Genomic DNA, 17,717 nt, shown 5'->3' with positions numbered 1-17,717 from the left:
TCAAGTGTTGAATGTCGCTGGCACTGACCAGTGCCTATGGCGGAACGAATCGGAGGAATAGACCGCATGATACGAGCCATCATTCTTGATGCCGACGACACTCTCTGGGAAACGGAATTGCTGTACCAGCGCGCACTTGACCTTACTCAATTTGAAGTTGAGCGCCATGATATCGATGGCGACGCGTGGCGTAAATTGCAACTCCAGCTCGATCTCGAAGCCGTCAAGACAGCGGCCTTCGATATCGACCGATTTCCTAGTTCATCTGCGCGTGCATACAAAGAGCTTGCCCCAAGGTATGACGCTGAGGTTGAACAACGGGTTTATGACCTTACATCAACGGTGTTCCGTTCAGAAGCGCGGCTCTTTCCCGAGACCAGCGGTGTGCTCGAGCGGCTAGTGGGACACTACCGGCTGGCAGTCATTACTAAAGGTGACGTCGAGATCCAGCATAAGCGACTCGATCACTCAGGCCTGGCGCATCGGTTTGACAGCATCTCGATTGTCGAGACTAAGCGTCCCGAGACATTCGGCTCTATGTGTGATCTGCTGGCGGTGCATCCGTCCGAGGCAGTTTCAGTGGGCAACAGCCTAGCATCCGACGTTCTTCCTGCAATCGAGGCCGGACTCTCGGGAATCTGGATCGATGCGCCCGTCTGGGCCCATGAGCGGCGAGCGGCGGAATCGGTCCCATCAGAGGTCATCAAGCTAGCGTCCCTGTCCGAGTTGCCCGACGCCGTCGGCAACCTCTCTTAGCCGGCTAGGCACGGCAACGCGGCGACAGGCCCGCAGAGCAGCTGATCATCGTGTCTTGCCTCGGCAGCAACCGCTGCGCTGGCATCAAGCGTCTCTTCCGGACGGTACCCACCAAATCCGAATCCCAAACGGGCGTCCTCATCGTCTCGGTGCTGTTTGCCATCGTAATCGGCCGGTTATTGGCGAAGATTTCGACACTTGTAGTCGAAGTTACACGAGCAAAGTGCCTCCGAGCCGAAGTGGACCTGCTGGAGATAGTGTCCAAGGGCGAAAAGGTCGAATGCTTGCATGCGACTTGGCTGGATGCGCTGGGCGAACGCAGTGAGGTCATACTGCATCTCAGCATCGCCGTAGCTCTCATCATGACAAGCGCCGTAGGTTACTACAACAGCCGGCAGATGCCCAAGCTCGATGTCAAGTTCTTCAATATTCCATTGTTGCAGGCATTGCTGGATATAGCCATGGTGGCCACCTACTACTTGTTGGTAGACTTGGCGGAACCAAGTATCAATCAGGTCAGCGCACGTCCTGAAGCCGTTCTCATCACTATTGTCTTCTTGCTCTATGTTTTGTGGGACTTCGCGAATTATCGAGTGCTCAAGGACGAGTACTCACAAGTAGCACTGCGCAAAGTACCAGGGATCTGCGTCGAATACGACTATCGGCGAGGAGTGACGCTGGCATTCTTCGCAGTAATCGCCGGCGTCACCATCATCTACTTGCTTCTTTACAGTGCCGGAACTGCGACAGGCCGAGCATCCACAGTGGCAATGGATGTCTTCTTGCTCTTCGCGATCATCATGTACCGGGCGTTCAAGGTTCTCCGTGACTCATCGTCATACTTCCGCGGTGAAACGCTATGCGAACGTCCTCATGATTGCAAACCGTGGGACCGACCCACGAAAATCACATCCGACGACCTTAAGAGGCTGTTACCCGAAATCGACGAATTCACGCGACACATGATCAGAACGCTCGCGGTATCGCAGGACCGCAAGATCGAGATTTCCAGCGACGCACGTCTGCTAACTGCGGAAGCGTACGCACCCTTGATGCTCTCCGCAGCTCATTCCGCGACGGTTCGCAGAGACGAGATGCCGTTCTTCGAGACCGCCGTAACCTGCAGCTCCGAAGACAACTCGATATACCAAATCGAGCTTAAGCTAACCGCTTTCGGCTGCTTCATTGCGCAGATCCTCCAAGACAACGAGAAGAACTGCAATCCGCCGGAAGATCGAGAGCAACACGCGACCAGCCAGTAAAGGGCGTTCGCAATTTGTGCATCGGGCAACTCCACGCGCAAATGCGAAGCGTCCGAAATATGCGCTCACGGGCACTCCCCCTGCGCTCTTCGCTCAAGATGCTCATCCAAGCGCACCGCGGTCAGCCCCGCCGCGAACCATCTGACGACGTGGAACCGGCGCAGGACGTGGCGGGCGTGGCCGAGCCGCTTGGCGATCGCCGCTGCATAGGACTTGGAACCGTCCGAGACGACGACCTTGACGCCTTTGCACCATCGTTGCCCCTGCGAAGCCAGGAAACCGCTCAGGGCTGTCTCGCTGCGGTGAGCCGCCATGGGAAGGGTCTCGCCGGTGTCGCCGTTGACCAGCACGGTCACGTAGCAGTGCCGCTTGCGGATCGAGGTCCCCTCCACCAGCAGCATTCGGCAGCGCCGGCGGCGGCGGTGATCCCCCACGAGGCCCCCCTATAGGCGATCACCAGGGCCATCACCGCGTGCCAGCCCACCCGATGACGGCGCGCCACAGCATTGACGGTCAGGCCGCGGGCATCTGCCACCAGCCGCCCGGGCGCGTCAACGACCACGCTCAGCACCACAATCTGCGACAGCCACAGCCGCACCGACATAACATCACTCGCCATCGAGGCCCTCCAAGGTTCGGCGTCTGCAAACACCGATCCCAGCAGGGCCTCGACCCCTACCCGCGGACCCTCAACCCACCCTCATCCCACAATAGCGCCATGGACCCGAAACTCATGAGATGCCTGATCACCGATGGCTCCGAAGCGATCCAGATCCGCAAAATTGCCGACAAGTTGCTCTGCTTCGCCGGAACGGCGAAGGGCTGACCCAGGTACACGACCCAAGTACACTTTGTGTATGGCTCAACTGATGACCCGTGTGGATGACACACTCATAGCTGACTTGGATGACATTGTGTCGAGCGGCGAGTTCAAGACTCGCTCGGACGCGGTGCGCAGTGCCATTGAGCACATGCTCACCGAACGTCGGCGGCGGCTCGAAGGCGAGGCCATCGTGGAGGGCTACCGTCGCCTGCCCGAATCCGAGGAAGAAATGCTCTGGGCAGCGCAGAACGCACGCGACATGGTCGCCGAGGAACCCTGGGAGCGCTGGTGAGCCCCTCACAGGGCGACATCTGGTGGGCAGAAGCCGAGGACAGGGTCCGACCGGTGCTGGTGGTCACACGGGATGAAGCGCTCCTAGCGCTGCGCAGGATCATGGTCGCACCGATCACACGAACCGTGCGCGGCATACCGACCGAGGTGCCGCTCGACGCCGAAGACGGCATGAGAGAACAGTGCGCAGCCAGCTTCGACAATCTCCGGGTCATCCCGAAGTCGTCGCTCACAAGCCGCATCGGCACCGCACGACAGCGACGCCACGAGATCTGCGCCGCCCTGAACGCGGTTGCCGACTGCTAAGCGACATCCGGCATCCTCACCGACCTACTCCACGCGCAAGCGCGAAGCGCCTCGTTGCCTTCAGCCGTCGAGGCGGGCGGTGGCCTTGCCGGTGAGGCGCGCGCTCCTGACCTGGTTGGCCGGCAGCCGATGCATAGAAGTGCGTCCGACTGCCCATGTGCATGTTATGTTTCACACATGCGCACGACAGTGGAGTTCGACGACGACGCGGCGCAAGCCCTTGCCCGACTGCGCCGCGAGAGCGGCATGGGCGTGTCAGAAGCCGTGAACCATCTCGTTCGGCGAGGGTTGGCAACCGAGACAGCACGCGAGCCGTTCATCCAGCAAACCCACTCGCTCGGCATACGTATCGACGTCAGCAACGTGGCGGAAACCATCGACCTGATCGAGGGTCCGCACAGCAGGTAGGCATCCGTGCTCGTCGACGCCAACGTCCTGCTCTATGCCGTCGACGACCCGCGCAGGTTTCTGGCCCAGTTCCCAGATGGGGCGATCATCGACGAGATCCAGCGGGCGCCCGACCTGCCGTCCTATCTCCAAGGCCTCATCGACGCCGATCCGACCCCCGGCCGGTGGATCCTCACCGGCTCGCAGCACTTCTCCCTGGCCGAATCGGTCAACCAGTCACTGGCAGGGCGCACGGCCGTACACCACCTGCTGCCGCTCAGCCGGGGCGAGGCGACCCGCTTCGCCCACTATCCCGAAAGCCTCGACGAGACCCTCATCACCGGCGGGCATCCCCGCATCCTCGACCGAGGACTCGACCCGCCGAAGTGGATCGGCTCATACATCTCCGCCTACATCGAGGCGAGACGCGGGGACTGTCGCACTACCGCGACCGCGGCGGGACCGAGGTCGGCCTCGCTGTCGAAGACTCCTGGCGGCTGACATTGATCGAGGCGAAGGCCGACATACATCTTGATGACGATGCCGCCGAAGCGGCACAGTTCAGGCATCTGCCAGAGCCCGCAGGCCCGGCATGATCTCCTCTGGGGCGCCGCCTGTGATTTCGAGATACACGGCATCGGCGCACAGTTCTGCATCGTCTGACCAGCGGATGGTGCGATGCGGCGAGATGACGGCAGACTCGAACACGCCGGACTCATCCCAGATCTTGAACACACCCCGCCCCGCCCTGGCCGACAGGTCGATCTCGCCTTCTGAGCCGTCGTTGAATCGGACCCAGAGCCGAAAGTCGCTCCGCGGCTGGATCTCGGTCGGGTGAAGCTGCTCAACCGGCATTTCGACACTCCATGACGATGCTCTTCGCCGTGCATGAGACAGACATGCCTCTCGGAGCCCAGCGTAACGCCGCACTCCGTCATGTCCGAAGAGACTTGCGGCAGCACGGCCGATTGCGAGCGGAGTTCAGGGGCCGAGGGCTGAAATGGGCACGACGGTGATGTCGTCGGTGCGTTCGTAGCCGTAGCCCCCGGCAGTGATGACCAGTTTCTTCGCCGGATCTCCTGTCTTGGAGGCGTCGATTTGCTCGCACGCCCGCTTCAGCGATTCGGCCGCTTCGTCCAGGCGCTCTCCTGAGCCCAGCTTGACTTCCACGGCCAGCCACCTTCCGTCGCCGTGTGTGACCACCGCGTCAAGTTCGTGGCCGTTGCTGTCTTGATAGTGATGCACCGTGGCGTCGTTGGCTTCCGCATAGACACGCAGGTCGCGCACCACCAGCGACTCGAAGGCCTGGCCCAAGTAACCGGTGTCGCGCCACAAGCGCTCGGGTCCAGCGCGCAGGGTGGCCGCTGCAAGCGAGGGATCGACAAAGTGTCGCTTCGGGGATCGCCTCAGCCTCGCTCGGGATCGCAGGTGTACGGCCCACGCGGGCAGGTCCTCCACCACGAACACCCGCCGCAGAGCCTCGAGGTACGAGGCCACCGCGGCCCGGGACGGTGATCGGTCGCCGGCGATGTCCTCGGACAGCGTGGTTGCCGCCGCCGCCGTCGCGATGTTGCGACTCAGCGATTCCAGAAGCCTCAGCACCGACTCGGGCCGGTGCAGGGTGCGGCCCAGCCGGGGAATGTCCGCCCGGGCTACTTCTGCGAGATACGCGCTGCACAGGGCCTGAGCGCCAGGCACGGCCATGCCGAGATGACGCGGCCAGCCTCCTCGGCACATCGCCTCCACGACGTCCTCGATCGTGGCCGCCGACGGCGCGCACCAGCAGTCGTCGCCGTCGAGCAACGAGCCCAGCGAGATCTCCGCAGTGGACTCTCCCGATTCCGCCAACGACATCGGGCGCATTCGCACGCGCATGACCCGCCCGGCGCCGGAGTGGCGCGTGCGGTCGTCGGGCGGATGAGCCGATCCGGCAAACACGAACTGACCCGGCCCGGGCGAGGCGTCGACCGTATGCCGGGCGACGTTCCACAAGTTCGGCGCCAGTTGCCACTCGTCTACCAGCCGCGGCTTGTCGCCCTCCAGTACATGCTGAGGCCGCAGCAGAGCAGCCTCGGGCGCGCCCGGGTCGCTGTCGAGCCGAACCTGACTGTGGGCGTGACGCAACCCGGTCCACGACTTACCCGTGCCCCTGGCGCCTTCGACGACCACGATGGGCGCCACAGCGAGCGCTTGGGCCATCACCGTGTCGGCGACCCTGGGCAAGTATCCCTGCGGCGTGAGCGACGACGGCTGGCCCTGCGGGGCGATCACTCTCGCAGTGTAGGTGACGGCACGCCGGATCGAACAGATTGCAGAAGCTTTGCCCTACAGATTGCAGGTTTTCTAACATACACATTGCAGTACTTGCGACATGCATTTTGCAGGCTCGTCAAGATTGCGGGACGACGCCGGTTGAGCAGCGCAGTTGGCGCTGGGTGTCTGCGGTCATCAAGACCGGACCGCCGCAACCACCGGTGGAGTTCGCCGAGCGTTATATGAGACTTCCGATGGATCAGAATTGATGTCTGCGACGCAGGGTGCTCTTGCAATCTCGCTGCTCAACTCCCTCTCGCGAGAGTCCGAGATGGAATCGGCTGATTCAAAATTGAAGTTTGGATCAGCCGATTCGGTAGGATCGGGGCATGGCTGTCGAGCGTGACTTGGCGCCTCTGCTTTTGCAGTCGGCACGGAGCGCACCCGCCATCACGCTCACCGGCCCCCGCCAGAGCGGGAAGACCACCCTCTGCAGAGCTGTGTTTCCCGACCATCCCTATGCGAGCCTGGAAGCACCCGACGTGCGCTCATTCGCCGTCGACGACCCGCGCAGGTTTCTGGCCCAGTTCCCAGATGGGGCGATCATCGACGAGATCCAGCGGGCGCCCGACCTGCCGTCCTATCTCCAAGGCCTCATCGACGCCGATCCGACGCCCGGCCGGTGGATCCTCACCGGCTCGCAGCACTTCTCCCTGGCCGAATCGGTCAACCAGTCACTGGCAGGGCGCACGGCCGTACACCACCTGCTGCCGCTCAGCCGGGGCGAGGCGACCCGCTTCGCCCACTGCCCCGAAGACCTCGACGAGACCCTCATCACCGGCGGGCATCCCCGCATCCTCGACCGAGGACTCGACCCGCCGAAGTGGATCGGCTCATACATCTCCGCCTACATCGAGCGCGACGTGCGGACGCTGCGAAACGTGGGTGACCTCGCCGCATTCGGACGATTCGTCCAGCTGTGCGCAGGACGCACCGCACAGCTCGCCAACCTCTCAGCGCTTGCGGGCGACTGCGGCGCCTCCCAACCGACGGCAAAGGCCTGGCTCCGCATCCTCGAAGCCAGCTTCGTGGTGTTTCTGCTGCCGCCATTGCATTCCAACCTCCGCAAGCGGCTGGTGAAAATGCCCAAGCTGCACTTCTACGACACCGGCGTGGTCTGCCACCTGCTCGGCATACGCACCCCCGACGAACTGCACTCGCACCCGCTGCGCGGCTCGATCTTCGAGACCTGGGTGGTGTCGGAAATCGCCAAACAGCGCGTCCATCGGGGCGAGACACGGGGACTGTCGCACTACCGCGACCGCAGCGGGACCGAGGTCGACCTCGTTGTCGAAGACTCCGAGCGGCTGACATTGATCGAGGCGAAAGCCGGCGCCACGCCCTCCCCGAGCTTCCTGGCAACGGCGCGGCGGGTGGCCGCCCAATTCGAGGGCCAGCACGTCGGTGAGCTGACAGCCGTGTACGGAGGCGACCACATTCAAGAACGAAGCGAAGGCCGACTGGTGCCATGGGCGAACCTCCATCGCGCAGACGTTGCCGCCCCACACAGCTGACTCGCACAGAGTTTGGCGTGCGTTACTCACTGCGGGCCGGCGACGACGAGTCCCAGGCAAGGCACCCGCCGCGAGCAGGGCCGGTTTCGCGCCAAGTCACACGCCAACAGCCCGCTCCCCGCGAACATCTTCACTGTTTCGCGCAAGAGGATTCCTGCGGGAGGGGCATTCATCGGCTCAGCCGGGTTCAGCCCCTGCGCCGTGCGGCGTCGCGCACCGTCCGGGTGAGCATCCCGTCCACCGCAAACCCACCGCGGTGCTCGCCGAGGCGCGGCGCAGTCGAGACCCGGCCCGGGTCGGCTTCAGTCCCACCAGTCCGCAGGCAGCGGCGGGAACGCGGATTGAGCCGCCCCCGTCGTTGCCGTGCGCCACCGGCACGATGCCTGCCGCAACGGCCGCTGCCGAGCCGCCACTGGAACCGCCGGGGGAGCGGTCGAGCGACCACGGGTTCGCCGTCGGGCCGTAGGCATCCGGCTCGGTGGTGATGGTGGTGCCGAACTCCGGTGTGTTCGTCCGACCCACCGAGATCAACCCGGCACCGCTCAGCAGGCGGTAGAGGTGGCTGTCGAGCGAACCTCGCCAACCCAGCTCCACCAGGAAACGGGCACCGGCGTGGTGAAACTCGCCGGCCTGCTCGCAGCCGAGGTCCTTGATGGCCATGGGCACGCCGTCGAACGGCACGCCAACGTCCGACGAGTCGTCGAGCGCGTTGCTGCCGGCCCGTCGCCGCGACCAACGCTGCGCCGATGCTTCAGCCTCGGCCAACGCCAGTTCCGGGCGGGGATGGATGACCGCATTCAACGCCGGATTCAGCCGCTCCATCCGTTCGAGCCCTGCGTTCACCGCCTCGGTGGGGTCTGTCTCGCCTGCGGCAAATGCCTGCGCCAGCGCCGTGGCGTCCTCGAAGCGGCGGTCAGCAGACATGTCCCCGCTTCCCAGCCTCTCGACCTCTCCGCAGCCGACCTCAGCCGGTGCCGGGCCACAGGCTCGGCATGCGGCCCGCCCACGGAGCCGCCCGCTCGAGCTGACCCGCCAGCGAGAGCAGCATCTCCTCGCAGGCGTGCGCGCCCACGAACTGCACGCCTACGGGCAGATCGCTGGCGGCCCAATGCAGGGGCACCGACATCGCCGGCTGGCCGGTCACGTTGAACTGCGGGGTGAACTGCAGCAGGTCACCCAGCCGGCCGCGGCCGGTTTCGGGATTGCGCAATTCGCCGAGGCGAGGCGGCGGCTCGGCCATGATCGGCGACACCAGCACGTCGCGGTCAGCCCACCATGCGGCGAGCCGCCGGGTCCAGGCATGGCACCACTCGAGCGCCGACACGTACTGCGCCCCGCTGACCTCGAGCCCGATGTTCATGAGTGCCCACGTGTCGCCTTCCACATCGGCACGGCTCATGTGCCGGCCCAAGGCCTCCTCGAGGCCAGACAGCATGACGACGTTCTGCACGGACACGATCGTGCGAAGTGCTCGAAGAACTCTGCGTGGAACATGTCGTCGGGCGCCGAATAGTCGACGCGGTGTCCGAGGCTCTCCAACAGCTTCCCGATCGCTCGAACCCGCAGCGAGGTGTGATCGGCACCCGCCATCAACCGTGCACACCGGCGATCTGGCGGACTCTCATGAGCCGGGTGACACGCTTGGCTCACCCGATGCCCCTCGGAGCGCAGTTCCGCTGCGACGCATGGACACGGACCGTCCTCGGTGCCGGAAACGCTTGCGAGGCCGGGCTGTCGACGGTCTCCGGTGTTACTCATCCAACAGCAGTCAGATAGACTCATGTTTGTGCCGAAACGACTGCAAGTGCTGGTGCCTACCGATGAGTACGCAGAGATTCAAGACGCTGCGAACAAGTGCCGGATGACGGTCGCCGAATGGGTTCGCCAATCGTTGCGCGAAGCTCGCAGCCTCAGCCGTCACCGGCCTGATGCAAAGCTGCGGGCCATTGCGGCGGCATCACAGCACGCGTTCCCCACCGCCGACATCGACGACATGCTGGCCGAGATCGGCGCAGGCCGGTCAGATGGTGCAGATCAAGCGAGCGGGGCGAGCCTTGCCGACCGCGTCGGCTGAGCCGGCCGGACGACGTCATGATCTTCGTGGATTCCAACGTGCCGATGTACCTGATCGGCGCTGCTCATCCCAACAAGGATCGGACAGTCGCAATGCTCACGCGCTTGGCACAGGACGGCGAGACGCTCGTCACCGACGTCGAGGTGTACCAGGAAATCCTCCACCGCTATGTCGCCATCGGCCGTCGTGAAGCGATTGACGCTGCCTTCGCCGCCCTCGACGACCTCGTCGACGATGTGCTCGGCTTCGGCGTGGCCGAAGTGCGCGCCGCACGCACGCTCATGGACAGCATCGAAGGCATCTCAGCGCGAGATGCCCTGCATGCGGCAGTGATGACCAAGGCCGGCATCAGTCGTATCTTCAGCTTCGACCGAGCATTCGACAAGCTCCCAGCACTCGAGCGCCTGAGCTGAGGCAGTCAGTTGCTACTCCGCCTCGGTTGCCGTCGTTGTGACCGCTGAGTGCAATCGGGCCGACGAGCGCTCCGCTTGCTGCTGTGCGAGGTCCGTCTTCGACGGCGGGCATCTTGGCTCTGCATATTGCAAGGGGGCTTACATACAATAGTTGACGACACGGCTGTGATCTGCGGAAACGCTTTTCACGCGGAAACGCTTTTCACATCCATCAACGTTCTTGCTGATCAACGTTCTTGCTGGTCGCACCGTTGCAGGAAACTATTCTACATAAGCGGCCGCGCGGATAGGCGGGAGCGATTTCGGTCCCTCCGGCGCCTCTGGCCGGCAGCGTCGGCAAACGCGCTGGTCAGGGTGTTGTGTGTGCAATCGGCCGGCCGGGCGTTTCCGCAGGTCAGCACCTATCCGCTCACGCTCTTAGCCCTGATCCACCGGTGTGATGTGGGTGGGTGGTGCGGCGCGTCCACGAGAAAGGCCTCCTGAGGTGGCGTTTTGCCGTTTGTGGATGTTCGGCGTGATGTCATGACGGGAGGCGCTTTCTGTGAGGAGCGTAACTGGGGGTTTGGACCGGATCGGGGCTGTGTTCGACGACGGGTCTGAGCCTTCCCGGTCGCTCTGTAGTCTCGATGTCATGGCTGCTCCCGACATTGCTACGGCGCGACGCGCAGCCGCCCAGCTCATCGACGCCGGCGCTGGCCGGGTGCTGGTATTCGGCTCAGTGGCGCGCGGGGAAGCCACCGAAGACAGCGACATCGACCTGGTGGCCATCTTCGACGACCTCGGCGACTACAGCACTCGCGCCAATCGGCGATGCGCGCTAGAGGCGAAAGCCCGCAAGGCCACGGGATGCCCGGTCGACGTGATGGTCACCGACGCACCCGAATGGGCTGTGCGCACCACCGAGGTCCCGTGTTCGGTGGAAGCACGCGTCGCCGGCGATGCGGTCGAGCTGGCGGACATCGGCAGCCACGCCGGCATCTACTGGGACAAGGAGATCGGATTGCCTGCAGACCCCACCGCCGAGCTGGAGAGTCGCTTCTCGGACATGTCGAGAGCGCTGCTCCGCCTCAAACGGCATCTAAGTCCCGATCAATTCGAACACGACGCGGCCGACGACGGTGACGCGGCCAGCCTGGAGCTTCATGAAGGCGAACGCTTCGCCTCAGCGATGACAGAGATACTCGCAGTCATCGAATGCGCCGCCAAGGTCACCCACGTCGTCTCGGTAGGCACTGCGCCCGCCCACAAGCACGAGATCCCGCTCCTGCTGGGACCACAGCCAGATTCGGTCGAAGACGCATTCTGGAGCCTCGCCGGCGACAGGGCCGACCTCGCCGGACTTCACCGCTGGCGGCCAGGCGTCACCTACGTCGACAGCCGCCCCGACCTGCCCACCGAGGACCAATTGCGCGACCATTGCGACGCGGCCCTTGACATTGCCGCCTTCGCCACCGACCTGTGCCGCCAGAGGGACATCTCCGCAGACCAGCTCAATACCTGGGAGCAACACGTCCAAGCCCTAGAAGACGCTCTCGACGGAGCAATCCGCCATCGGAACGCTCCTGGGCTCGGCCTCGAACGGTGAAGTCCATAGTTGCCCCGCCGCGGGTCGCGCCCAGGCCACTGGCTCCCCCATACCCGATGCGCCGCTGTACCTGCGCGTCCGCCTGATGCCGCGACCGGACTAACCGAGCACTGAGCCCGGATCCACCGGTGGGGTGGGGTGTTGGCGGGTTGTGTGGGTTGTGGGCGTTGTGGGCGTTGTGGTTGTTGGCGGGGCGGCTTTTGTGGGGTTCGGCGGTGGTGGTGGCGTGGGTGGTCGGTGTGGGTGTGTGGGTTGGTTTGTGTGCTGGGCTTGGTGGTGCTGCGCGGCTCGGCGTGGCGCGGGCGGCGGCTCAGCGGTGCTGGGGGATGCTGCGGATGCGTCGCAGTGCGGTGGTGAATGTGTCGGCCCGGGGCCATCGGGCCGGGAGTCGCAGGGTGGGCCGTCCGCTGCGGCGGTCGAGCCTGCCCGCGATGCTGGGCAGGCGCCGGGCGAGGGTGGCCCCAACGGTGGGCTTGTGGGGTTCGTGGACCTTTTCGATGCGCGCTGCCCAGCGTGTAATGTTGTGCGCCAGGGCGGCGAAGGCGAGCCGGGAGGCGTTGGCCGCGAACCGTCCTGAGGGGCTGTGGGCGAGGCCGCCGGCTTTGATGTCGCGGATGGCTTGCTCGACGCGGGCGTGAGCGCGGCAGGCGGTGTCGGCTGCTTTGGTGTCGAGCCCGTCGGCGTCGATGTCGGTGGCCACGGCGTGGTGGCGCCAGTTCGGCCACAGCTCGGCTTGGCCGCCTGCCAGGCGGGTGCGGCGCATCACGAGGCGCACCGTGGCTTGGGCTTGCCCGCGGCGCGTCGGCCGCTGGTGAGAGTGGCCTCGGCGACCTGGGCTTCGCCGTCGTCTGTGCAGCCGATCGGTGTCCCAGTCGTGGGCGCCGATGGCGGCGACAGCCGCTGTGACGCTGGGGTTGGGGGCGACAGCGACCGCGAACCTGGTGTCGTGCGCTTCGAGCTTGTCGATCAGGTCCCACGACAAGAACCCCGCGTCGGCGCGCAGCATCAGCGCCGCGTCGGGCGCCAGGCGGCGCACCCGGCACAGGGTCCCCGCGGCGAAGCCGACGTTTCCGCGCTGCGAGGAGCCCTTGCGCATCGGGGAGTGCACGATCTCGCCGGTGTCGTCGCGGACCGCGACCAGCGGGTGATAGCCCAGCCGCCCGCCGACCAGACCCTCCAAGCCCAGCCGGCCCACCAGCGTGCCCGCCAGCACCAGCCCCGCGTCGCCGACCACAGACCCGTCGTCGAACACAGCCCCGATCCGGTCCAAACTCCCAGTTACGCTGCTCACAGAAAGCGCCTCCCGTCATGACATCACGCCGAACATCCACAAACGGCAAAACGCCACCTCAGGAGGCCTTTCTCGTGGACGCGCCACACCACCCACCCACATCACACCGGTGAATCCGGGCTAAGCCCCCAAGGCAGACATGGGCCTCGGTGCCACGCGTCACGCCTCACTCTGCCGGCAATAGGATTTTCGAGGTGGCCGAGATGAGCGCGACGCTGCGACGGGTGTTGCAGTCGGCGGCTCGCCTGCAGTCGGTGGTCCCCGATGCAGTGCTCGTGGGAGGCGCCGCGGCGGCACTGCATGCGGGTCACCGTGACTCCTTCGATCACGATCACGTCCTGTCCGATCTGGTCGACCGGTACGAACTGGTGCTGGACGCAGTGGAGGCAACCGCGGGATGGGCAACCTCAGTGCGGGCTTCCAAGCCGCCGTTCACCATCATGGGCAGCCTCGACGGAGTCGAGGCCGGACTGCGCCAGATGCGTCGCACGCGGCCGCTCGAGACAATCCGGGTGGACGTCGGCGCTGATACCGATGTCGTGGCGCCTACCGAACAGGAGGCGCTGCGGGTGAAGGCCTTCTTGGTAGTGCAGCGCAACGTCGTGCGCGATTATCTGGACGTGGCGGCGCTCGCTGACCACTTGGGGGCTGACGCAGCCGTCAAAGTGCTGTCGGGCATCGACGACTTCTACGCCGACCGCTCCAACGATCCGGCGTCGGTGCTGACCTCGCTGGTGATGGCACTCGTCGAGCCGACGCCGCGCGATGTCGATGTGATCAACGAGCTGCCCCGCTACAAGGGGCTTGACCGACGCTGGCACCAGTGGCCGGATGTGGTGGAGACTTGCCAAGAGTTGGCCTTGCGTTTGGCGGGTGCGGTGTGAGCCCGTTGCAGTTCCGCAACGTGGATGCCGACCCGGACGACGAGGTCCGCACCTGGCCCTATGAGGCGTTGGTGACCGCCATCGACCGTGGCTCCGTGCCTGACTGGCGGCGCGTCATCGCAGAGATCCGGCGCTCACCGCACGGACTGGTGGCCCAGCGCATCGACCGCTTTCTCGCGTATCGGCCGGACGACGCGGTCAGCACGCTGTTCTCGCTGGCGCTCGAGCGGGCACGCGCAGCCGATCCACGATGAGGCGGCGCCGCTTGGCCGTCACGTTGACGCTGGCCGTCTGCGGTCAGTAGATGTACGCCATGCGAAGGTTCGTCATCGGTCTGCTCGCGGGGATTCGGGGCATCTCTGGGTGGGTGTGGAAGCTCCAAGGCAAGTCGCCCGATGACGTCGCTGACCAGCGGGTCACCACCGGGCGGTCCTGGGATGAGTTCTGCGATTCGCTCAAGGCGGCGGGAGCTGCGCTGCAATTCCCCGGAACGCCCCGGGATGGGTTCAACCAAGCCGAGGGCTACCGCTACCTGAGCCGCATCGCCCGAGCGGGCCTGATGGCCTTCGTCGAGCACGCCGACCCGAAAGCGCCAGTGCTGCACCGTGTGGTCGGCGAGACCGCCAAGATGGGCGCGGACAACCCGGACAACTTCTACCTGACCGCGGTGCTGGAGGGGACCTTCGAGTACAGGATCACCGGCCGCCGCAACGACATCGCCTACTTGAGCTTCGGAACCCAGGCCGGCCACTACGGCCAAGGCGGCGGCCTGCCCCCCACCGGCTACCTCGAATCCGACGACATCGACATCGACGCCGACGGGCACTTCGAGCTGGTGCTCAGCAGCACGCCGCACGAGGGCAACTGGCTGCCGATGACGGCAGAGACGGGCGTGCTCGTGGTGCGCCAGACCTACGGCGACCGCAACGCCGAGACACCTGCCGAGCTCACCATCGAGCGCATCAACTGCGCCCCCGCCGATGCTCGTGCCTCCCATCTGACGCCGAAGGCGCTCGATGACGGGCTCCGCAACGCCGGCTCGCTGGTGATGGGGGCACCCTTGCTGTTCGCGAAGTGGGCGCGGGACTTCCAGAAGCACACCAACGAGCTGCCCCGGTTCGACCCGGACGTGTCGCTCGCGGCCGGCGGCGACCCCAACATTGCCTACTACCACAGCCACTGGGCGCTCGAGCCCGGCGAGGCGCTGGTAATCGAAGCCACGCCACCCGACTGCGAACTCTGGAACTTCCAGCTCAACAACTACTGGATGGAATCGCTGGACTACCGCCACTACACCATCCACACCAACAACCATCTCGCCAGCTACGAGGCCGACGGGTCGGTGCGGATCGTGGTAGCCCACGCCGATCCCGGCCTGCCGAACTGGATCGACACCGCAGGCCACACGTCGGGAACGATGTGCTTCCGCTGGGTACGAGCCGCCGAGTGCCCCCAACCGAGCTGCCGGGTGGCCAAGTTCGCCAGCCTTGCGGGACTGCACCGTGGCTGACGCCGCGGGCTTGGAGCAAGTGCGGTGACCTCCACCGACTACGAGCGCCCCTTCCGCCCCGCTCCGGTCAGGCTCCTCAACCGGCTCGGCCGGGCCGGCTCGAGCTTCGGGCTGTCGGACCGGCAGGACGCGGAGGCGCTGCGTGACGCGGCACGGCGCAAGACCGGCCTCAGCGACTTCGGCGACGACGGTCACGCAGAAGCCCTGGAGGTGCTGGTTACTTCGATCAACGCCGAAGCCCACTTGAGCACGACGGGCCGCTTGATCCAGCGGTCACGCCTCACCGGGGCGCTCGTGCAGCGGCTGCGAATCGAAGAGCTGCTGCGACGGCATCCCGAGATCGCCGACATCGACCTCGGGACGGTCATCGTGATCACGGGCCTGCAGCGCACCGGCACCACCCTGCTGCATCGCCTGCTGACCTCCCATCCGGACACCCGCGGCCTCTCCGGCGCCGAGGCTCTGGTGCCGGTGCCGGGTTCGCCGGACAGCGACCGCGCCGAACGGGCGCGCAAGCGGCAGGCGGTGCTCGCGCAGAAGTCGATCTCGTACCTGGCGCCTGAGTTCATGGCCATCCACTCGATCGGCCACGACGAGCCAGAAGAGGATGTCCTGCTGCTTGACCTGTGCTTCATGAGCCAGTCGGCTGAGGCGACGATGCATGTGCCGACGTATGCCCGCTGGCTGGAGTCCCAGGACCACGCCCCGGCGTACGAGTACCTCCGGCGGGTGCTGCAGGTGCTGTCGTGGCAGCGGCCCGGCCGCATGTGGGTGCTGAAGACGCCGCACCATCTCGAGCATCTCGACGTGCTCCTACGGGTGTTCGAAGTCGCCACGGTCATCCAGACCCATCGAGATCCGCGCATCGCGCTCGCCTCGTTCGCCAGCATGGTCGCCCACGGCCGCGGCATGTTCAGCGACCGGATCGACCCAGCCGAGATCGGCCGCCACTGGAGTGCCAAGACGCACCGGATGGTGGACCGGGCGATGACAGTTCGAGCCGAGTCACCGCCCGAACAGTTCGTCGACGTGTCGTACTACGACCTCATGGCCGACCCGATCGCCGAGGTCCGGCGCATCTGCGAGCACGCAGGAATCCCCTTCGACGAACGCGTTTCCCAGGCGGCCACCCAGTACTTGGAGGCGAATCCGAAGAACCGCTTCGGCAGGCACGACTACCGGCTCGGCGACTTCGGCTTGACCGACGACATGGTCGATGAGACCTTCGCGGCCTACCGGGAGGCCTACGCGATCCCTGTCGAGAGCGACCAGGACGACGCCGACGCTGAGCAGCCTGCCGATGCGGGGCGGCCGGGACGCGGGCTCGGCGACAGCAACTTCGTCGGAGCCTTGCTGACGGCGGTCCGCGACCTCCGCAACCCGAAGGCTCCCGATGTCGACCCGGTCCCCGACGACGTGCGGATCGACGGCAAGACGTGCCTGGTGACCGGTGCCAACAGCGGGCTGGGCAGAGCTGCCGCCGTCGAGCTCGCCCGACGTGGCGGCAGGATGATCCTGGCGTGCCGCCCGGGCCACGACACCATCTGCGACGAGATCAAGCGGGAGTCCGGCACCGAGAGCGTCGAGCTGGTCGAGGTGGACCTCGCCGATCTCCGGTCGGTTCATCGCTGCTGCGACGATCTGCGTGACCGGGGCGGTCGCGTCGACATCGCACTCATGAACGCCGGCCTCATGACCCCTGCCGCGAGGCAGTCCCCGCAGGGCTACGACACCATGCTCGCCGTCCATTTCCTGGCCAACCGCGTGATGATCGACCGCTGGCTGGCCGATGGCGTGATCGACCCGTCGCACGCCGGCGGCGACACCCCGAGGATCGTGTTCGTCTCCTCAGAAGCGCATCGCTCCAGCGCCGACCTCGACATCGAGCATCTCGACGCCTTCACGCCCTATGGCATGAAGGACGCCATGGCGCACTACGGCTTGAGCAAGCTGGCGCTGTGCACCTACGCCACCGAGCTGTCACGCCGCCTCAACCCCGTTGACGGCGACAGCGTCGAGGTCGCCGTGCACTCGCTGTGCCCCGGCGGCGTCGCCACCAACATCGCCCGCGAGGCCCCGCCGATGCTGAAGCCGATCGTCGATCCGGCGCTGCGGCGGCTGTTCCAGTCGCCTGCGGACGCCGTCGATCCGGTCATCTACCTCTGCTGTGCTCCCGAGGCCGGCAGCGCCACCGGCCTCTACCTGCACCTGATGCACCGCAAGCAGGTATCAGAACGCGCATCTGACCCGGCCAACGGCACCAAGCTGTGGGAAGCCAGCCAAGCGGTGGTGGACCGCCCGCTGTAGC

21 protein-coding genes are annotated in these 17,717 nt (G+C 65.5%); 14 read left to right on the top strand and 7 right to left on the bottom strand.

The window, feature by feature from the left end:
- Positions 1–36: 36 nt before the first annotated feature.
- Both ACOGXQ_RS17890 and ACOGXQ_RS17885 read left to right on the top strand, forming a co-directional pair.
- Complete coding sequence (locus ACOGXQ_RS17890; protein ID WP_419944958.1) at positions 37–756, top strand: HAD family hydrolase; 720 nt, start codon at positions 37–39, stop codon at positions 754–756.
- A 50-nt stretch (positions 757–806) separates the two neighbouring features.
- Positions 807–2,018, top strand: a complete 1,212-nt coding sequence (locus ACOGXQ_RS17885; RefSeq protein ID WP_419944957.1) for a hypothetical protein — start codon at positions 807–809, stop codon at positions 2,016–2,018.
- Between the two features lie 65 nt (positions 2,019–2,083).
- Here ACOGXQ_RS17885 and ACOGXQ_RS17880 read toward each other — a convergent pair whose 3' ends face one another.
- Both ACOGXQ_RS17880 and ACOGXQ_RS17875 read right to left on the bottom strand, forming a co-directional pair.
- Positions 2,084–2,410: a transposase gene (locus ACOGXQ_RS17880; RefSeq protein ID WP_419944956.1), complete on the bottom strand. Its 327-nt coding sequence runs from the start codon at positions 2,408–2,410 to the stop codon at positions 2,084–2,086.
- The gene (locus tag ACOGXQ_RS17875; RefSeq protein WP_419944955.1) at positions 2,371–2,637 is read right to left on the bottom strand and encodes a hypothetical protein; all 267 of its coding nucleotides are present in this window, start codon (positions 2,635–2,637) and stop codon (positions 2,371–2,373) included. Before ACOGXQ_RS17875 ends, ACOGXQ_RS17880 begins: the two co-directional genes overlap by 40 nt.
- 238 nt (positions 2,638–2,875) lie before the next feature.
- Between ACOGXQ_RS17875 and ACOGXQ_RS17870 the strand changes: the two genes are divergently transcribed.
- The 4 genes from ACOGXQ_RS17870 to ACOGXQ_RS17855 all read left to right on the top strand — a co-directional run bounded on the left by ACOGXQ_RS17870 (position 2,876) and on the right by ACOGXQ_RS17855 (position 4,326).
- Complete coding sequence (locus tag ACOGXQ_RS17870; protein ID WP_419944954.1) at positions 2,876–3,133, top strand: ribbon-helix-helix domain-containing protein; 258 nt, start codon at positions 2,876–2,878, stop codon at positions 3,131–3,133.
- Positions 3,130–3,438: a type II toxin-antitoxin system PemK/MazF family toxin gene (locus tag ACOGXQ_RS17865; RefSeq protein WP_419944953.1), complete on the top strand. Its 309-nt coding sequence runs from the start codon at positions 3,130–3,132 to the stop codon at positions 3,436–3,438. The genes ACOGXQ_RS17870 and ACOGXQ_RS17865 overlap by 4 nt, the downstream gene beginning before the upstream one ends.
- Before the next feature lie 177 nt (positions 3,439–3,615).
- Entirely contained in the window at positions 3,616–3,846 is a 231-nt protein-coding gene (locus tag ACOGXQ_RS17860; RefSeq protein WP_419944952.1) for a CopG family transcriptional regulator, read from the top strand.
- A gap of 6 nt (positions 3,847–3,852) precedes the next feature.
- Positions 3,853–4,326: an AAA family ATPase gene (locus tag ACOGXQ_RS17855; RefSeq protein ID WP_419944951.1), complete on the top strand. Its 474-nt coding sequence runs from the start codon at positions 3,853–3,855 to the stop codon at positions 4,324–4,326.
- 60 nt (positions 4,327–4,386) lie between these two features.
- Here the strand turns inward: ACOGXQ_RS17855 and ACOGXQ_RS17850 are convergent, their stop codons facing one another.
- Positions 4,387–4,680 carry a DUF2442 domain-containing protein gene (locus ACOGXQ_RS17850; RefSeq protein WP_419944950.1) on the bottom strand — a complete coding sequence of 98 codons (294 nt, stop codon included), beginning with the start codon at positions 4,678–4,680 and terminating at the stop codon, positions 4,387–4,389.
- A 126-nt stretch (positions 4,681–4,806) separates the two neighbouring features.
- On the bottom strand, positions 4,807–6,096 hold the full coding sequence (locus ACOGXQ_RS17845; protein ID WP_419944949.1) for an ATP-binding protein: 1,290 nt from the start codon (positions 6,094–6,096) through the stop codon (positions 4,807–4,809).
- Positions 6,097–6,467: 371 nt separating this feature from the next.
- Between ACOGXQ_RS17845 and ACOGXQ_RS17840 the strand changes: the two genes are divergently transcribed.
- Entirely contained in the window at positions 6,468–7,652 is a 1,185-nt protein-coding gene (locus tag ACOGXQ_RS17840) for an ATP-binding protein (RefSeq protein ID WP_419944948.1), read from the top strand.
- 177 nt (positions 7,653–7,829) lie between these two features.
- Here the strand turns inward: ACOGXQ_RS17840 and ACOGXQ_RS17835 are convergent, their stop codons facing one another.
- Together ACOGXQ_RS17835 and ACOGXQ_RS17830 are read right to left on the bottom strand one after the other, a co-directional pair.
- A complete protein-coding gene (locus tag ACOGXQ_RS17835; RefSeq protein WP_419944947.1) occupies positions 7,830–8,576 on the bottom strand; it encodes an amidase family protein in 747 nt (248 codons plus the stop codon).
- Positions 8,577–8,616: 40 nt separating this feature from the next.
- A complete protein-coding gene (locus tag ACOGXQ_RS17830) occupies positions 8,617–9,102 on the bottom strand; it encodes an amidase family protein (RefSeq protein ID WP_419944946.1) in 486 nt (161 codons plus the stop codon).
- A 336-nt stretch (positions 9,103–9,438) separates the two neighbouring features.
- On the opposite strand from ACOGXQ_RS17830, the gene ACOGXQ_RS17825 reads away from it, so the two are divergent.
- The 3 genes from ACOGXQ_RS17825 to ACOGXQ_RS17815 all read left to right on the top strand — a co-directional run bounded on the left by ACOGXQ_RS17825 (position 9,439) and on the right by ACOGXQ_RS17815 (position 11,724).
- Positions 9,439–9,726 (top strand): antitoxin, encoded by a 288-nt coding sequence (locus tag ACOGXQ_RS17825; RefSeq protein WP_419944945.1) that lies wholly within the window; start codon positions 9,439–9,441, stop codon positions 9,724–9,726.
- A 17-nt stretch (positions 9,727–9,743) separates the two neighbouring features.
- Positions 9,744–10,139 (top strand): type II toxin-antitoxin system VapC family toxin, encoded by a 396-nt coding sequence (locus ACOGXQ_RS17820; RefSeq protein ID WP_419944944.1) that lies wholly within the window; start codon positions 9,744–9,746, stop codon positions 10,137–10,139.
- Positions 10,140–10,680: 541 nt separating this feature from the next.
- Entirely contained in the window at positions 10,681–11,724 is a 1,044-nt protein-coding gene (locus ACOGXQ_RS17815; protein WP_419944943.1) for a nucleotidyltransferase domain-containing protein, read from the top strand.
- Positions 11,725–12,034: 310 nt separating this feature from the next.
- Here ACOGXQ_RS17815 and ACOGXQ_RS17810 read toward each other — a convergent pair whose 3' ends face one another.
- Complete coding sequence (locus ACOGXQ_RS17810) at positions 12,035–13,015, bottom strand: transposase (RefSeq protein WP_419944942.1); 981 nt, start codon at positions 13,013–13,015, stop codon at positions 12,035–12,037.
- A 203-nt stretch (positions 13,016–13,218) separates the two neighbouring features.
- Between ACOGXQ_RS17810 and ACOGXQ_RS17805 the strand changes: the two genes are divergently transcribed.
- Genes ACOGXQ_RS17805 through ACOGXQ_RS17790 form a run of 4 tightly spaced genes read left to right on the top strand, consistent with a single transcriptional unit; the run spans position 13,219 to position 17,716 of the window.
- The gene (locus ACOGXQ_RS17805) at positions 13,219–13,899 is read left to right on the top strand and encodes a hypothetical protein (RefSeq protein WP_419947427.1); all 681 of its coding nucleotides are present in this window, start codon (positions 13,219–13,221) and stop codon (positions 13,897–13,899) included.
- Positions 13,896–14,153: a hypothetical protein gene (locus ACOGXQ_RS17800; RefSeq protein WP_419944941.1), complete on the top strand. Its 258-nt coding sequence runs from the start codon at positions 13,896–13,898 to the stop codon at positions 14,151–14,153. Before ACOGXQ_RS17805 ends, ACOGXQ_RS17800 begins: the two co-directional genes overlap by 4 nt.
- 59 nt (positions 14,154–14,212) lie before the next feature.
- Entirely contained in the window at positions 14,213–15,409 is a 1,197-nt protein-coding gene (locus ACOGXQ_RS17795; protein WP_419944940.1) for a DUF1214 domain-containing protein, read from the top strand.
- Positions 15,410–15,433: 24 nt separating this feature from the next.
- A complete protein-coding gene (locus ACOGXQ_RS17790; protein WP_419944939.1) occupies positions 15,434–17,716 on the top strand; it encodes an SDR family NAD(P)-dependent oxidoreductase in 2,283 nt (760 codons plus the stop codon).
- The last annotated feature ends 1 nt before the right edge of the window (position 17,717 follow it).

Origin of the sequence: Candidatus Poriferisodalis sp. (assembly GCF_965208485.1) — a bacterium.
In the GTDB taxonomy this organism is placed as follows: Bacteria; Actinomycetota; Acidimicrobiia; order Acidimicrobiales; family Poriferisodalaceae; genus Poriferisodalis.
Note: the sequence above shows the minus strand (reverse complement) of the source record. Positions and strands in the feature narration are given on the sequence as shown.

Excerpts from the sequence above, each read along its gene's own strand:
- ACOGXQ_RS17860 (WP_419944952.1), top strand. The coding sequence starts at position 3,616 with ATGCGCACGACAGTGGAGTTCGACGACGACGCGGCGCAAGCCCTTGCC.
- ACOGXQ_RS17795 (WP_419944940.1), top strand. The coding sequence starts at position 14,213 with ATGCGAAGGTTCGTCATCGGTCTGCTCGCGGGGATTCGGGGCATCTCT.
- ACOGXQ_RS17820 (WP_419944944.1), top strand. The coding sequence starts at position 9,744 with ATGATCTTCGTGGATTCCAACGTGCCGATGTACCTGATCGGCGCTGCT.
- ACOGXQ_RS17805 (WP_419947427.1), top strand. The coding sequence starts at position 13,219 with ATGAGCGCGACGCTGCGACGGGTGTTGCAGTCGGCGGCTCGCCTGCAG.
- ACOGXQ_RS17875 (WP_419944955.1), bottom strand. The coding sequence starts at position 2,637 with ATGGCGAGTGATGTTATGTCGGTGCGGCTGTGGCTGTCGCAGATTGTG.
- ACOGXQ_RS17870 (WP_419944954.1), top strand. The coding sequence starts at position 2,876 with ATGGCTCAACTGATGACCCGTGTGGATGACACACTCATAGCTGACTTG.
- ACOGXQ_RS17840 (WP_419944948.1), top strand. The coding sequence starts at position 6,468 with ATGGCTGTCGAGCGTGACTTGGCGCCTCTGCTTTTGCAGTCGGCACGG.
- ACOGXQ_RS17890 (WP_419944958.1), top strand. The coding sequence starts at position 37 with ATGGCGGAACGAATCGGAGGAATAGACCGCATGATACGAGCCATCATT.
- ACOGXQ_RS17850 (WP_419944950.1), bottom strand. The coding sequence starts at position 4,680 with ATGCCGGTTGAGCAGCTTCACCCGACCGAGATCCAGCCGCGGAGCGAC.
- ACOGXQ_RS17835 (WP_419944947.1), bottom strand. The coding sequence starts at position 8,576 with ATGTCTGCTGACCGCCGCTTCGAGGACGCCACGGCGCTGGCGCAGGCA.